At 64.2% G+C, this 14,565-nt stretch carries 9 protein-coding genes; 7 read left to right on the forward strand and 2 right to left on the reverse strand.

Going from position 1 to position 14,565, the window contains the following annotated elements; all coding sequences use genetic code 11:
• Nucleotides 1-16: 16 nt before the first annotated feature.
• Together DZC73_RS05010 and DZC73_RS05015 are read right to left on the reverse strand one after the other, a co-directional pair.
• The gene (locus DZC73_RS05010) at nucleotides 17-4,780 is read right to left on the reverse strand and encodes a glutamate synthase-related protein (protein ID WP_124539064.1); all 4,764 of its coding nucleotides are present in this window, start codon (nucleotides 4,778-4,780) and stop codon (nucleotides 17-19) included.
• Nucleotides 4,781-4,903: 123 nt separating this feature from the next.
• Nucleotides 4,904-5,593, reverse strand: a complete 690-nt coding sequence (locus tag DZC73_RS05015; RefSeq protein WP_124539065.1) for a transposase — start codon at nucleotides 5,591-5,593, stop codon at nucleotides 4,904-4,906.
• A 182-nt stretch (nucleotides 5,594-5,775) separates the two neighbouring features.
• Between DZC73_RS05015 and DZC73_RS05020 the strand changes: the two genes are divergently transcribed.
• From DZC73_RS05020 to DZC73_RS05050, 7 genes are all read left to right on the forward strand, one after another.
• The gene (locus DZC73_RS05020; protein ID WP_124539515.1) at nucleotides 5,776-6,357 is read left to right on the forward strand and encodes a GspH/FimT family pseudopilin; all 582 of its coding nucleotides are present in this window, start codon (nucleotides 5,776-5,778) and stop codon (nucleotides 6,355-6,357) included.
• A 10-nt stretch (nucleotides 6,358-6,367) separates the two neighbouring features.
• Entirely contained in the window at nucleotides 6,368-6,985 is a 618-nt protein-coding gene (pilV, locus tag DZC73_RS05025) for a type IV pilus modification protein PilV (RefSeq protein ID WP_161974457.1), read from the forward strand.
• A 2-nt stretch (nucleotides 6,986-6,987) separates the two neighbouring features.
• On the forward strand, nucleotides 6,988-7,977 hold the full coding sequence (locus DZC73_RS05030; RefSeq protein ID WP_161974458.1) for a PilW family protein: 990 nt from the start codon (nucleotides 6,988-6,990) through the stop codon (nucleotides 7,975-7,977).
• A gap of 12 nt (nucleotides 7,978-7,989) precedes the next feature.
• Nucleotides 7,990-8,625 (forward strand): pilus assembly PilX family protein, encoded by a 636-nt coding sequence (locus DZC73_RS05035; protein ID WP_124539067.1) that lies wholly within the window; start codon nucleotides 7,990-7,992, stop codon nucleotides 8,623-8,625.
• A gap of 14 nt (nucleotides 8,626-8,639) precedes the next feature.
• On the forward strand, nucleotides 8,640-13,400 hold the full coding sequence (locus DZC73_RS05040) for a pilus assembly protein (protein ID WP_124539068.1): 4,761 nt from the start codon (nucleotides 8,640-8,642) through the stop codon (nucleotides 13,398-13,400).
• A gap of 8 nt (nucleotides 13,401-13,408) precedes the next feature.
• On the forward strand, nucleotides 13,409-13,942 hold the full coding sequence (locus tag DZC73_RS30425; protein WP_124539069.1) for a type IV pilin protein: 534 nt from the start codon (nucleotides 13,409-13,411) through the stop codon (nucleotides 13,940-13,942).
• A 109-nt stretch (nucleotides 13,943-14,051) separates the two neighbouring features.
• Complete coding sequence (locus DZC73_RS05050; protein ID WP_124539070.1) at nucleotides 14,052-14,564, forward strand: hypothetical protein; 513 nt, start codon at nucleotides 14,052-14,054, stop codon at nucleotides 14,562-14,564.
• Nucleotide 14,565 lies beyond the last annotated feature (1 nt).

Raw genomic sequence — 14,565 nt, forward strand, 5'->3', positions numbered from 1 at the left:
TCTGGTCTTTCTCGAATTACTTGGCGGACACGGTCTTGGACTTCTTGTCCGAAGCCTTGGCCTTGGCGATGGTGTCGTCAGCTTCCTTGGCGGCATTGAGCTCACCCAGCGCACGCTTGTATTCGTTCGGGAACACCTTGACGAACTTCGCGCGCGACTCGGCCCAGTGGTCGAGGATGTGGCGGGCCCGCAGCGAGCCCGTCCACTTGTGGTGGTCCTCGATCAGCTTCTTGAGCAGCACCTCGTCAGCCTGGCCCTTGTGCCAGATGGCGCGATCGACCTGCGCTTCCTGCTCGGTGTTGGGCAGCACGCGCTCCAGCGCCACCATGGCGGTGTTGCAGCGCTGGGCGAACTTGCCGTCTTCGTCGAACACGTAGGCGATGCCACCGCTCATGCCGGCCGCGAAGTTGCGGCCGGTCTGGCCCAGCACGACCACCGTGCCGCCGGTCATGTATTCGCAGCCGTGGTCGCCGGTGCCCTCCACCACCGCGGTGGCACCCGACAGGCGCACCGCGAAGCGTTCGCCCGCGACGCCGCGCAGGAAGGCCTCGCCGCTGGTCGCGCCGTACAGCACCGTGTTGCCCACGATGATGTTCTTGGTCGCGTCGCCGCGGAAGTCGATGCTCGGGCGGATGGCGATCCGGCCACCCGACAGGCCCTTGCCGGTGTAGTCGTTGGCGTCACCGATCAGGTAGAAGGTGATGCCCTTGGAGAGGAAGGCGCCGAAGCTCTGACCGCCCGTGCCCTCGAACTGGATGAACACCGTCTGGTCGGGCAGGCCCTCGGGATGCCGGCGCACGAGTTCGCCGGAGAGCATCGCGCCCACCGTGCGGTTCACGTTGCGCGCCTCTTCCATGAACTGCACCTTCTCGCCCTTGTCGAAGGCGGGCTTGCACTTCTCGATGAGCTTGACGTCCAGAGCGCGGGCCAGGCCGTGGTCCTGCTCCTCGACCTGGCGGCGCGGCACGTCGGCCGGTGCAGCGGGCAGGTGGAAGACGCGCGTGAAGTCCAGGCCCCTGGCCTTCCAGTGCGAGATGCCCTTCTTCATGTCCAGCAGGTCCGCGCGGCCGATGAGGTCGTCGAACTTGCGGATTCCGAGCTGCGCCATGATCTGGCGTGCTTCTTCGGCGACGAAGAAGAAATAGTTCACCACGTGCTCGGGCTTGCCCTGGAATTTCTTGCGAAGCACCGGGTCTTGCGTGGCCACGCCCACCGGGCAGGTGTTGAGGTGGCACTTGCGCATCATCAGGCAGCCTTCGACGACCAGCGGCGCGGTGGCGAAGCCGAATTCATCGGCACCCAGCAGCGCGCCGATGACCACGTCGCGGCCCGTCTTCATCTGGCCGTCGGCCTGCACGCGGATGCGGCTGCGCAGGCGGTTGAGCACCAGGGTCTGCTGCGTCTCGGCCAGGCCCAGTTCCCAGGGCGTGCCGGCATGCTTGATGGACGACCATGGCGAGGCGCCAGTGCCACCGTCATGGCCGGCGATCACCACATGGTCGGCCTTCGCCTTGGCCACGCCGGCTGCAATCGTGCCCACACCGACTTCGCTCACCAGCTTCACGCTGATGCTCGCGCGCTGGTTGGCATTCTTCAGGTCGTGGATGAGCTGCGCCAGGTCTTCGATCGAATAGATGTCATGGTGCGGCGGCGGCGAGATGAGGCCCACGCCCGGCACCGAGTAGCGCAGGAAGCCGATGTAGTCGGACACCTTGCCACCGGGCAGCTGGCCGCCTTCGCCGGGCTTGGCGCCCTGGGCCATCTTGATCTGGATCTGGTCGGCGCTCACCAGGTACTCGGTCGTGACGCCGAAGCGGCCCGACGCGACCTGCTTGATCCTGGAGCGCAGCGAGTCGCCTTCCTTCAACACGTAGTCGGCTTCGATGACCTTCTCGCCGATCACTTCGCTGACCTTGGTGCCATCCTTGATCGGGATGCCCTTGAGCTCGTTGCGGTAACGCGCCGGGTCTTCGCCGCCTTCGCCGGTGTTGCTCTTGCCGCCGATGCGGTTCATCGCAATGGCCAGCGTGGAGTGCGCCTCGGTGGAGATTGAGCCCAGCGACATCGCGCCGGTGGCAAAGCGCTTGACGATGTCCGCCGCGGACTCGACCTCGTCGACGGGAATCGCCTTGCTCGGGTCGAACTTGAACTCGAACAATCCGCGCAGCGTCATGTGGCGGCGCGACTGGTCGTTGATGATCTGCGCGTATTCCTTGTAGGTGTCGAACTTGTTGGCACGCGTGGAATGCTGCAGCTTGGCGATGGCGTCGGGCGTCCACATGTGCTCTTCGCCACGCACGCGCCAGGCGTACTCGCCGCCGGCGTCCAGCATGCCTTCGAGCACCGGGTCGTCGCCGAAGGCGGCCTTGTGCATGCGGATGGCTTCTTCCGCCACTTCGAACACGCCGATGCCACCCACCTGCGAGGCCGTGCCGCGGAAGTACTTGTCGACCAGGTCCTTCTCAAGCCCGATGGCTTCGAACAGCTGCGCGCCGCAGTAGGACATGTAGGTCGACACGCCCATCTTGGACATGATCTTCGACAAGCCCTTGCCGATGGCCTTCACGTAGTTGTAGATGGCCTTCTCGGCGGAGAGGTCGCCGGGCAGGTCCTTGTGCAGACTGGCCAGCGTTTCCATCGCGAGGTACGGGTGAACGGCTTCCGCGCCGTAGCCGGCCAGCACGCCGAAGTGATGCACTTCGCGGGCGGAACCGGTCTCGACCACCAGGCCGCAGGTCGTGCGCAGGCCCTCGCGCACCAGGTGCTGGTGCACGGCCGACAGCGCCAGCAGCGCCGGGATCGCGATGTGCGCGCGGTCCATCTTGCGGTCGCTGATGATGAGGATGTTGTGGCCGGTCTTGATCGCGTCCACCGTCTCCGCGCACAGCGAGGCGAGCTTGGCCTCCACGCCCTCGTCGCCCCACTCGGCCGGGTAGGTGATGTTCAGCTCATAGCTCTTGAACTTGCCGTGGGTGTGCTTCTCGATGTGGCGCAGGCGCACCATGTCCTCGAAGTCGAGGATGGGCTGCGGCACTTCCAGGCGCATCGGCGGGTTCACCGCGTTGATGTCCAGCAAGTTGGGCTTGGGCCCGATGAAGGACACCAGCGACATCACGATCGCTTCGCGGATCGGGTCGATGGGCGGGTTCGTCACCTGCGCGAACAGCTGCTTGAAGTAGTTGTACAGCGGCTTGTTCTTGTCCGACAGCACCGCCAGCGGCGAGTCGTTGCCCATGGAACCGATGCCCTCTTCGCCGGCCTGCGCCATCGGGCTCATCAGGAACTTGATGTCTTCCTGCGAATAGCCGAAGGCCTGCTGGCGGTCCAGCAGCGTTTCGGTGAAGGCGTGCTGCTCCGCATCGACGGGAATCTCTTCCAGCTTGACGCGGATGTTCTCGATCCACTGGCGATACGGCTTGGCCGAGGCGAACTGGTTCTTCAGCTCTTCGTCATCGACGATGCGGCCTTGCTCCAGGTCGATGAGGAACATCTTGCCCGGCTGCAGGCGCCACTTCTTGACGATCTTGTTCTCGGGGATCGGCAGCACGCCGGATTCCGAGGCCATCACCACCAGGTCGTCGTCGGTCACGATGTAGCGCGCCGGGCGCAGGCCGTTGCGGTCCAGCGTCGCGCCGATCTGCTTGCCGTCGGTGAAGACCATGGCCGCCGGGCCGTCCCAGGGCTCCAGCATGGCGGCGTGGTACTCGTAGAACGCGCGGCGGCGCTCGTCCATCGTCGTGTGCTGCTCCCAGGCCTCCGGGATCATCATCATCGCGGCATGGGCCAGCGAATAGCCGCTCATGGTGAGCAGCTCCAGCGCGTTGTCGAAGGTGGCCGTGTCGGACTGGCCTTCGAAGCTGATGGGGTAGAGCTTCTTCAGGTCGTCGCCCAGCACGGGCGACTTCATCACGCCTTCGCGGGCGCGCATCCAGTTGAAGTTGCCCTTGACGGTGTTGATCTCACCGTTGTGGGCCACCATGCGGTAGGGGTGGGCCAGCGGCCATTCGGGGAAGGTGTTGGTGGAGAAGCGCTGGTGCACCAGGGCCAGGGCCGAGACCACGCGCGGGTCCTTCAGGTCCTTGTAGTACTTGCCGACCTGGTCGGCCAGCAGCAGGCCCTTGTAGATGATGGTGCGGCAGCTCATGCTGGGCACGTAGTACTCGCGGCTGTGCGTGAGCTTCAGGGCCTGGATGGCGCTGGAGGCCGTCTTGCGGATGACGTACAGCTTGCGTTCGAGCGCGTCGGGGACGATCACGTCCGGGCCGCGGCCGATGAAGATCTGCTTGAGGATGGGCTCCTTCTCGCGCACGGTGGGCGACATCGGCATGTCGCGGTCCACCGGCACGTCGCGCCAGCCGAGCAGCACCTGGCCTTCGGCCTTCACGGCGCGCTCCAGCTCCTGGATGCAGGCGAGACGGGAAGCGTGCTCCTTGGGCAGGAAGATCATGCCCACGCCGTACTCGCCGTAGGGCGGCAGCTCCACGCCTTGCTGGGCCATCTCGGCACGGAAGTATTCGTCGGGAATCTGGATGAGGATGCCCGCGCCGTCGCCCATCAGCTTGTCGGCACCGACGGCGCCGCGGTGGTCGAGGTTCTCGAGGATCTTCAGGCCCTGCTCGACGATGCCATGAGCCTTCTGGCCCTTGATGTGGGCGACGAAGCCCACGCCGCAAGCGTCGTGTTCATTGGATGGGCTGTAAAGACCCTTCGCGGCGTCGAGCCGTTCATCGAGAGAAGCAGTCGCGAGCTGCGAGGACGCGGGGAATGCGGACGTGTCCATGGCGGGTTTTCCTGGGGATTCCCGCGAGAGTAATGCAGCGCAGCAAGGGTCACAAGGGGAAATCTTGTTTATATGTCCCCAATTAAATGCAACGCCCCACGCTTGTGAATTTAATTGGGGACACTATGCAGATTGCACACTTTTGGGGCGCCCTCGCTGCAGTGGCGTCGTGCGCCGGCCACGCTCGGCCCACTCGGCCAAGGTCTGCGCCGACGCCCAACCCCAACCTTTGAGCAGCTGGCTTTCGATCGCATGACTGACGGCGCCGGACAAGCCCCGCTCCAACACCTGCCGATGGGCAGCTTCTCGTTCGAAAGGCGTATTGCCGAGTGCCCACAACGCCTGATGCCCGGCCAGCAGCGGGTCACGCCCCCCCAGGACGTGGTGCCCGGCACTCGACCACGGATGTTCCGCCGGCAAGTAGGCCAGGCCTCGCCGCACCGCAGCGAGTTCGACATAGACGACGGCATCCAGCACATGCTCGGCCGCCAGCGGGCCCGCCGTGAAGCGCCCGTTCCACAACGAGCCTGTTCGCGCATGGCGGCGGTTGAAATCGGTCACGAACCAGCGCGACATCGCCTGCATCAGCTTGCCCAGCGCGTCGGCCGTTGAAGGCACGCACACCATCAGCCAGGAATCGGGCAGCAAGACATAGCCGTGGACCGCCACACCCTTCTCGGTCGCAGCCCGGCGCAGGCTTTCCAGGAACGCGCGGCAATCGACATCCTGCGCGAACGGCTGTGCGCCCTCCACGACCGCCTGTCGCACCAGATGCGCCTCGCCGGGCACGACCAACCGGCTCAGGCGCGCCATGGACGCCAGGGATGCAACAAGCGGTTCGAGACTTTGTTCACGAAGGCTTTCGGGAAGATTCCGCAAGTCACGCAGGAACGACCGTTCGTCTGAGGGCGCTGGGTTGCGGCAAGGGACGCGGTTAATTTACACGAGCGGACTACCGCGAAACCCTTTCCCAGCCGTCAACCTCCACTGCCGACATGCCTTCACGTCAACGTGCCCCACACCGCACCGAGCGAGGCTTCACGCTCATCGAGTTGCTGGTCACGATCTCCATCCTGGCCGTGATCGGTGCACTGGCTGCGCCCAACCTTCGGACTTTCGTGGTCCGCAACAAGGTGGCCAGCATGAGCAATGAACTCGTGGCCGCCTTGTCGCAGGGCCGCTCGCTGGCCATCGCCAAGAATAGCTGCGTGTCCGTGTGCGTGGCCAGCGCGAGCAACAGCTCCAGCTGCGCAGGCACCGCGGCGGTCAGTGACTACCAGGCCAACGGCTGGATCGTGTTCCGCAATCCGCAGTGCAACGCGGCCTCCACTACCGCTGGCACCTCGCCGAACGTGATCCTCCAACAACGCACCGGTGAATCCAACAACTACACGATGAAGCCCACCAATGCGAGCTGGAACATCGTGATGTTCGACCCGCGTGGATATGCCAATCTCACCGCGTCAGGCAAGTTCGAAATCGTCCCACCCGGCACCCTGGACGCCAGCTACAAGCGAATCGTGTGCCTTGACGCCGCCGGCCGTCCGACGGTGCGTTCGTTCTCCTCAAGCTGCTGAGTTGCAAGTCATGAAGACCTACTTGAACAAGACCCGCAGCGCGCGCCGGCAGCACGGCGCCACGCTGATCGAAGTGATGGTTGCCGTGCTGGTGCTCTCCATCGGCATGCTTGGAATCGCAGGGCTGACCTCAGCGTCCATGCGTTATTCGCAAGGCTCGTGGGCTCGCGCGACCGTCTCCGCCGCCCTCACCGATTTCGCCGACCGCGTGCGCAGCAATCCCGCGGCTTCGGCGACGGCCTACCTGCAAAGCTCTGACAACTACAGCACCCAGCAGGGCGGCAGCTACGCCTTGAGCTACAGCACCGATTGCTCCTCCGCCTCGGCAAACTGCTCTGGAAGTGACCTCGCCGCCTACCAGCTGGAGCAATGGCGGCTTTCGGTGAAGCGCAGCCTGCCTTCGTCAGCCATCTGGGTGTCTGGTTCGCGCAGCACGGGTTATGAAGCCACGGTCCTGTGGTTCGACAAGGGCTTCGTGCAAAGCGATGGCGTCACGCTGGACACGGCGACCACCTGCGCCACCACGATCACCAATGCCATCGCCCAGCGCTCCTGCTGTCCGTCAGGAGCCGTCGGCGGGACCGGCGTGCCCGGTGTTCGCTGCACAAACATGACGGTGGTGCCATGAGAATGAATTCGAACAACATGAGCTTGGTACGCCCGATCTCGAGGCAGCGCGGCTTGACGCTCGTCGAGCTGATGGTTGGCCTTGTCATCGGCATCGTGATTTCGCTGGCAGCCTCCGCGCTGTACCTGGCGACGAGGGAGTCATCACGCGCCGCCCAGGGACACACGGACATCAACGAAACCGGCAAGATTGCCCTGGACATGATCGGCCGCGAGTTGCAGAAGGCCGGCTTCTACCCGGCGCAATTCACGACGCCGTCAGACGTGGCGCATTCGGGTCGCTACTACAACCCGACGACCTATGCCGCGTTCACCTACGGACTTTCCGGCTGCGATGACAAGGCGTACGACCCGGCCACCCATGCGTGCAGCAGCACCACGACGACTGGCGACACGGTCATCATCAGTTATTTCTCTTCGCCTGAGTTCGGGACGTCCTCCCTGCTGGGCAACACCAATGATTGCAACCGGCAAGCCGTCTCCGGCGACAGCGTCAACACGCCGCTGGCCGCCGCCAGCATGCCGCTATTTGTCTCCAACCGCTTCGGCCTGTCGGGATTGGTGACCTACACGGCACCCGATGGCTCGACCGTCTCGACACGCAACCTGACCTGCCAGGGCAACGGCGCCGACTCCACTGCACCGCAGTCGATGATCCAAGGCGTTGACGACCTGGTCATCCGGTACGGCGTGAGCGCCGGCAACGGCGTGCAGTCACCGACGGCCTTTCGACCGGCCACCGGTGCAAGCGGTGTGACATCCCTGAGCACGACATCGGATGGATTGAATCCGTGGCAGCGCGTCACCGCGGTGAGTGTGTGCATCGAGGTGCGCTCGATGGACAACAACCGCCTCGAAGACAAGTCCGGCTCGGAGCGAACCTATGTCAATTGCCGGGGGTCGACGATCACGCCCACCGACAAGTACCTCCACAAGGTTTTCACACGGGTGTTCGCCGTTCGCAACAACCTCAACGCCGTGGGCACCTTCTGACCGGTGACCGAGATGAAATCCCAACTCCGCTCCTACCGTCGTCGCGCTGCCGGCATTGCCTTGCCGATCGTGCTGATGTTCATGCTGGTCATCACCGTGGCGGCCGGCTTCGGCATCCGTCGCGCCATCCTCGGCGAAGGCGTCACCCGCAACCAGCTCGACTATGAGGTTGCCCGCAACGCCGCGGAAGCCGCCTTGCGCGACGGCGAGCGTGACTTGTTCATGCTGTCCAAGGCCGCCACAGCGAAATGCGATCGCATGGAAAACCGCCCGCTGGGCGACGCCATCAAGCCCCCGTACTGGGGCTCCACCTGCCCCAACGGACAGTGCTACGTGACCGCCGAGTACCTGGCCACCAGCGTCTTCAGCTCTGGCACGAACCCAATGCCTTGGTGGCCTGACGCCAACAACGGCAAGTGGGGCGACAACGCCACGTCCGCGGCAACCTGCAGCTTCACCGGCGGCGTGCCCATCGGCACGTACACCGGCTCGCCGCAGATCTCCGGCGTGGCCCGCCAGCCTGAATACATCATTGAATACATCGCCCGCATTGACGACCCCGTCATTCGCGTGACTGCACGCGGCTTCGGAGCCGACGTCAACACCGAAGTCGTCCTGCAAACCTACATCCGCGCTGCGCTGGATTGACAGAGAGGCCCCTCATGAGCCGACACCTTTCCAAATTCGCCGTCCTGTTCGCACTGGTCGCAAGCAGCCTGCAAGCGCTGGCCGCGCCCAGCGCCATTCCGCCGAACATCCTGGCCACCGACAACAAGCCCATGGTGATGCTGTCGGCCTCCAAGGACTTCACGATGTTCTGGAAGGCCTACACCGATTTCGACGACATCGATTTCGATGGCGTGGTGGATCGCACCTTCATGCCGAACTTCCGGTATTACGGCTACTTCGACCCGGTCAAGTGCTACACCTACAGCACCTCCAACAATCGCTTCCAGCCCAGCCGGCTGGCTGACCAGGTGGACAAGACCACGATCAATGGCGTGGAGCGGGTGAAGTACTACTGCACGCCCGGCGCCGGCGAATGGAGCGGCAACTTCCTGAACTGGGCCACGATGTCTCGCATCGACATCCTGCGCAAGGTGCTCTATGGCGGCATGCGTTCGGAAGACACGGCCGACAGCACCACGCTGGAATTGAGCTTCGTCCCGCGCAACAGCCAGGCATTCGTGAAGTACTACAACGGCGCGGACCTGAACAAGCTCACGTCCTACAACACGTCGGATGCGCTGGCCAAGGGCATCACGACATGCCGTCGTCCGGCCGAAGACTCCGGTGTCTCCCACACGGGCACGTTCACGCCTGAGATCCGCGTCGCCGTGGGCAACGTGATCCTCTGGAACATGACGGAGGTCCGCACCTGCAACTGGGCCGATGGCGGCTCCAGCGAACCGTCCTACACCTGGCGCAGCGACACCATCTCCTACCTGTCGGCCAACTACGTGACACCGGATGGCACCCTGGCCACGGGCAATCACGTCCACCTGTCCACCACGCCGAAGAAGTCGGATACCGGGAATACGAGCTTCGTGGCTCGTGTGCAGGTCTGTGCGAGCACGGCGTTGCTGGGCAACGAAAAGTGCAAGAACTACAACACCTCTGCCAGCCCCAAGTGGAAGCCCATCGGCCTGCTGCAGGACTTCGGCGAGAGCAAGAACTCCGGCGTCGAGGCGGCCCGTGCCGAGTTCGGCCTGATGATGGGCTCCTACGACAACAACCTCAAGGGCGGGGTGCTGCGCAAGAACATGGGCCAGATGAACGACGAGATCGAGGCCAGCACCGGCCGCTTCACGTCCACCACAGGCATCATCAAGTCGCTCAACGAGATCACGCTCTATGACTACGACGTGGGCAGCGGCAACTACAGCACCACCTCATGCCCGACCGACAAGCGCTTCTCGGACAAGATCGTCAACGGCACTTGCCCTTCCTGGGGCAACCCCGTCGGCGAACTGGTGCTGGAGACCATGCGCTACTTCGCCAACAAGGACGCCTACACGTCGTCAGGCAGCGGCTATGACGCTGCGGTGGGCCTGACTGCAGCGACGCGTGTCGATCCGATGGTCAGCAACCCGGCGATCGGCACATCCACCCGCAGCGCGCTGTACGGCAATCCGATCTGCCGCCCGCTGAACATGCTGGCGGTGACCAGCGGCGCCAACAGCTTCGACGACGACGACTACGGTTCGCGCTTCACCGACCTGAATGTCGGCTCAGCCACCGTCGAAGGCATCGTGAAGAAACTGGGGGACCTCGAAGGTGTGACTGGTACCAGCCGCCTGGTCGGAGAAAACGGCGATGCCGGTCCTGACCTGTTGTGCACGGCCAAGACCATCAGCGACCTGAGCAAGGTCAAGGGCATCTGCGCCGACGGTCCGAATTTCCGTGGCACCTACCTGGGTGCGGGCGTGGCGTACCAAGCCAACACCAACCGGATCCGCAACGACTTCGACGCAAGCACCGCGCACCCCACAGACTGGCCGAACAACGCCTTGCGTGTACGCAGCTATGGCGTGTCCATGTCTGGCGGCGTGGCCACCATCGCCGTGCCCATCGACACCGGCAAATTCGTCTACATCACGCCCGCCGGTCGCGACAAGATCTCCGGCAACTACCTGCCGGGCAACATGGTGGACTTCAAGATCCTCAGCCGCTCGGCGGATGGCAAGTCCGGGTCGGCCCTGGTCCTGTGGCAACACTCGATGCTCGGCGAAGACCAGGACCAGGACATGCTGGGCGTGCTTCGTTATGAAGTGCTCGCCGGGCCGCAGATCCGCATCTACACCCAGGCCCTCGAGTCGGACACCGGCTCGGGCGCTGCCTACGCCTTCGGCTACACCATCGTCGGCACGAAGAACCTGGATGATTCCGCCAGTGACGGTGTGCACTTCCACAGCGGCATCAACCTGGCGCCGATGGGCCCGAACGATGCCTCCGGTACCGTGGGCTACTCGGCCGGCGTGCTGCAAGGCGCCAACGACACGGACACCAGCGGCGGCGTGTGCGATCCGTCCCCCGGCAGCAACGGCAAGCTGTGCTCGGTGGTCAATGGAAAGACCACGCGCGGCGAGACCTACAAGACCTACAAGGCCGTCGGCGGCTCGAACGCGCTGATCCGTGAACCGCTGTGGTACATCTCCAAGTACGGCGGCTTCAAGTACGACACCAGCAAGACCGCCTACAGCGACGCGTATCCGACCGACAGCAACCGCCAGTCCTGGGACACCAAGCGCAACGACGACCAGGCCTGCGGTGGCAGCACGGGCGTCAACTGCTACGACGGCGAGCCTGACAACTACTTCGTGGCCCGCAGTCCGGAGAAACTGGAAACCTCGCTGAATGCCATCCTCGAGGACATCACCAACTCCTCGAACACGGCACCGGCCATCGCATCCAGCCAGTTGCGCACGAATGACCTGAAGTACGTGGCGACCTTCGATCCGGGCGACGCCAGCGGAGCACTGCGCGCCTTCCCGCTGCTGTCCACCGGCGACTTCGACTCCGTGCCGAAGTGGGAAGCCCATGCGCAGCTGACGGCGATGTCCGCCGACAGCCGCAACATCATCACCAATGACGGCACCACCGGCATCAAGTTCCGCTGGGCCGACATCGGCACCACCAAGCAGGGTCTCATCAAGGGCAGCGGCGACGACACCTACGGCCAGAAGCTGCTGAACTGGCTGCGGGGCGACAAGACCGAGGTCTCGCTGTTCCGCAAACGTGCGGCCAGTTCGATCATGGGCCCGATCGTGAACTCCAACCCGGTCGTGGAGGGCGTCCCGAGCGGCAAGTTCTTCAGCTCGGCCTTCAGTGGCTACGACACCTTCGTGACCACCTGGAAGAACCGGCGTCCGGTGATCTGGGTGGGCGCCGGCGACGGCATGCTGCATGCATTCGACGCCCGCAATGCAGCGGGTGGGGGCGCACCCATCATGTCCTACGTGCCCGAACCGTTCTTCACGCCCGACTCGGTGACCAACGCAGTGGACAACGCCTCCACCTTGCCGGACTGGGCGAATTCCCAGGGCGCCAAGGTCCAGTCCTTCGTCGACGGCTCGCCCTTCGTCGGTGACCTGAAGGTGAGTTCGACCTGGAAGACCTACCTCTTCTCCAGCCTTGGCCGCGGCGGCAAGGGATTGTTCGCGCTGGATGTGACCAACGCCGGTACCGTCGTGGCCAGCGACGGCAGCATCACGGGCAACCAGCTGGATGAAGCCCATGCGAGCGACATCTTCAAGTGGCAGTTCACGGCGAACTCCGACAGCGACCTGGGCTACATCGTGTCTGAGCCCACCACCAGCCGATTCAACAACCAGGCCGGCCAGATCGTCCGCCTGAACAACGGCCGCTGGGCCGCCCTGTTCGGCAATGGCGTGGGCAGCGCGACCGGCCATGCGGCGCTGTTCATCATGTTCGCCGAAGGCCCGGCCGGAAGCGCCAGCAACGGCGGCGTCTACAAGAAGCTCGTGGCCGACTCGACCAGCACCGACAACGGGTTGTCGACACCGATCTGGGTCGACACCAACAACGACGGCGTGGCCGACTACATCTACGCTGGCGACATCAAGGGCAATGTCTGGAAGTTCGATGTCAGCGACGCTGACTCCGTCAACTGGAAGGTGGCCTACTACGGTAATCCGCTGTTCATCGCGACGGACGCCAGCGCCAACCGGCTGCCCATCACCGGCGCGCCCGAAGTCCGCTTCCATCCGATGGGCGGTGTGATGATCAACGTGGCCACCGGCATGGCGGTGAACTCCGGTGACTTCCCGAACACCACCCGCACCAACGGCATCTTCGGCGTCTGGGACAAGACCACCTTTGCCTCGATGTCTGCGGCGGTTGTGGCCACGTCGCTGCCTCGCGTGGCAACACTGGAGGCGCGCACGCTGAACAACGTGGGCACGGACACGACGAGCCGCTACATCACTGGCAGCGCGATCGACTGGTCCACCAAGCTGGGCTGGAAGGTCTACCTGCCGGTGAGTTCGGAGATGTCGTTGAGCAACCTGACCATCACCAACAGCCAATTGCTGACCGTGACCGTGTCTCCCCCGTTGGCGCACACCGGCACGGCCACCGATCCCTGCTTTGACAATCCGATCGCGCGGTTGAATGCCATGGATCCGATCACCGGCCTGCCAAGCTCGTTGCTGGGCACGACCACGGTCACCATCGCTGGCGTACCGACCGTCGTCAACCTGGCCACGACCTCGATCAATGACCAGAAGGTGCGCATCGCCAAGGACCTGGTCGGCAAGGGCAGCACGCAGGCTGGCTGCGCCAGCGGCGCGCTGAATTGCACGGCCGTCGAGGGTGCTTCGGACAAGGGCAAGCGCTTCTCCACCGCCACGGACACGGGCCGGATCTTCTGGCGTGAAATTCCCGGCCTGAAGACTCGTTGAGCATGACCATGAGCAAGAACCACTTATCAGGTGCAACGCCCCTCGGCCGGCCCGTGTTCGGTAGGCCCCCAAAAGGGCAACGGTCTGGGGGCTTCACGCTCATCGAGATGATGATCACAGTGGCCATCATTGCGCTTCTCGCGCGCATCGCTTATCCGGCGTACACGGAATACATCGCCCGCAGCAAACGGGCGGAGGCGCAGGCCATCCTGATGGAGGCCTCGCAATACATGGAGCGCTTCTTCGCCGAAAACTACCGGTACGACCAGAACACGGCCGGGGTGGCCGTGACCGACGGCGCCTTGTTTGCGGCACGGTTCAGCAAGTCGCCCAAGAGCGGTTCCGGCACGAACTACACCATCACGCTACCGTCGGCGAGCCTTGCCGCGAACACCTACGTGGTCAAGGCCACCCGTTCGGGCACCATGGCCACCGACAAGTGCGGGAACTTCGGCATCGACAACCTGGGTCGCAAGTCGATCGATTCATACAGTTCGTCCTACGCCACGGATGCCGCGGCGTTGGCGGCTTGTTGGAAGTAATCGGCGAGCGCCCGCCGAAGCGGGGCTGATTCTCGTCGTGAAGATCGGAGGTCTTCCAGTGATCTGGGCCAGCGCAGGAGCAGTCGCCGTCCATGTCGGCGCCGTATGGATGCTGGGCTATTCGTTCGACAGCAACGGCGCGGACCATTCAGTAGACGGGCATCAGGCCCTGCTGGTGCGCTACGTGGAGCCTTCGTCTCCCGCCATCCTTCCTGACCCGGGTGCGGAAGACTCGGCGCGATCTTCGGCGGCCACCAGTTCTTCATCCGTGACGACAAGTGATGACAAGGCCTCGCTCCAAGGAGCAGGCGCCGAGGGTGGTCCTGCCCGCCGATATTTCGATGTGTCGGAGGTGGATCAGCCTGCGATGCCCACGCCGGACTGGGCGCTCGATGCCGACATGCTCGTGCGCAATGGCGTGCGCAGCTTGCGGGTGGAAGTGCTGGTGTCCGACAAGGGCCGCGCCGAGAAGTGCACCGTGCAGGCCATGGAGCCGCCGCGACCCGTACTGCACCAGGCCATCGCACGCCAGGTCTGCGCCACCCGGCTGACACCCGCGATGCGCCAGGGCGTGGCCGTCGCCAGCGTGCGGCACGTGGAAATCCTGCTGACGCAGGAATAGC

This window comes from Rhizobacter terrae (assembly GCF_003852895.1).
Lineage (GTDB): Bacteria > Pseudomonadota > Gammaproteobacteria > Burkholderiales > Burkholderiaceae_C > Albitalea > Albitalea terrae.

Bases quoted from the DNA above. Each gene is read 5' to 3' on its own strand.
- DZC73_RS05030 (WP_161974458.1), top strand. From the start codon at position 6,988: ATGAATTCGAACAACATGAGCTTGGTACGCCCGATCTCGAGGCAGCGC.
- DZC73_RS05010 (WP_124539064.1), bottom strand. From the start codon at position 4,780: ATGGACACGTCCGCATTCCCCGCGTCCTCGCAGCTCGCGACTGCTTCT.
- DZC73_RS05015 (WP_124539065.1), bottom strand. From the start codon at position 5,593: ATGGCGCGCCTGAGCCGGTTGGTCGTGCCCGGCGAGGCGCATCTGGTG.
- pilV (WP_161974457.1), top strand. From the start codon at position 6,368: ATGAAGACCTACTTGAACAAGACCCGCAGCGCGCGCCGGCAGCACGGC.
- DZC73_RS30425 (WP_124539069.1), top strand. From the start codon at position 13,409: ATGAGCAAGAACCACTTATCAGGTGCAACGCCCCTCGGCCGGCCCGTG.
- DZC73_RS05050 (WP_124539070.1), top strand. From the start codon at position 14,052: ATGCTGGGCTATTCGTTCGACAGCAACGGCGCGGACCATTCAGTAGAC.
- DZC73_RS05020 (WP_124539515.1), top strand. From the start codon at position 5,776: ATGCCTTCACGTCAACGTGCCCCACACCGCACCGAGCGAGGCTTCACG.
- DZC73_RS05035 (WP_124539067.1), top strand. From the start codon at position 7,990: ATGAAATCCCAACTCCGCTCCTACCGTCGTCGCGCTGCCGGCATTGCC.
- DZC73_RS05040 (WP_124539068.1), top strand. From the start codon at position 8,640: ATGAGCCGACACCTTTCCAAATTCGCCGTCCTGTTCGCACTGGTCGCA.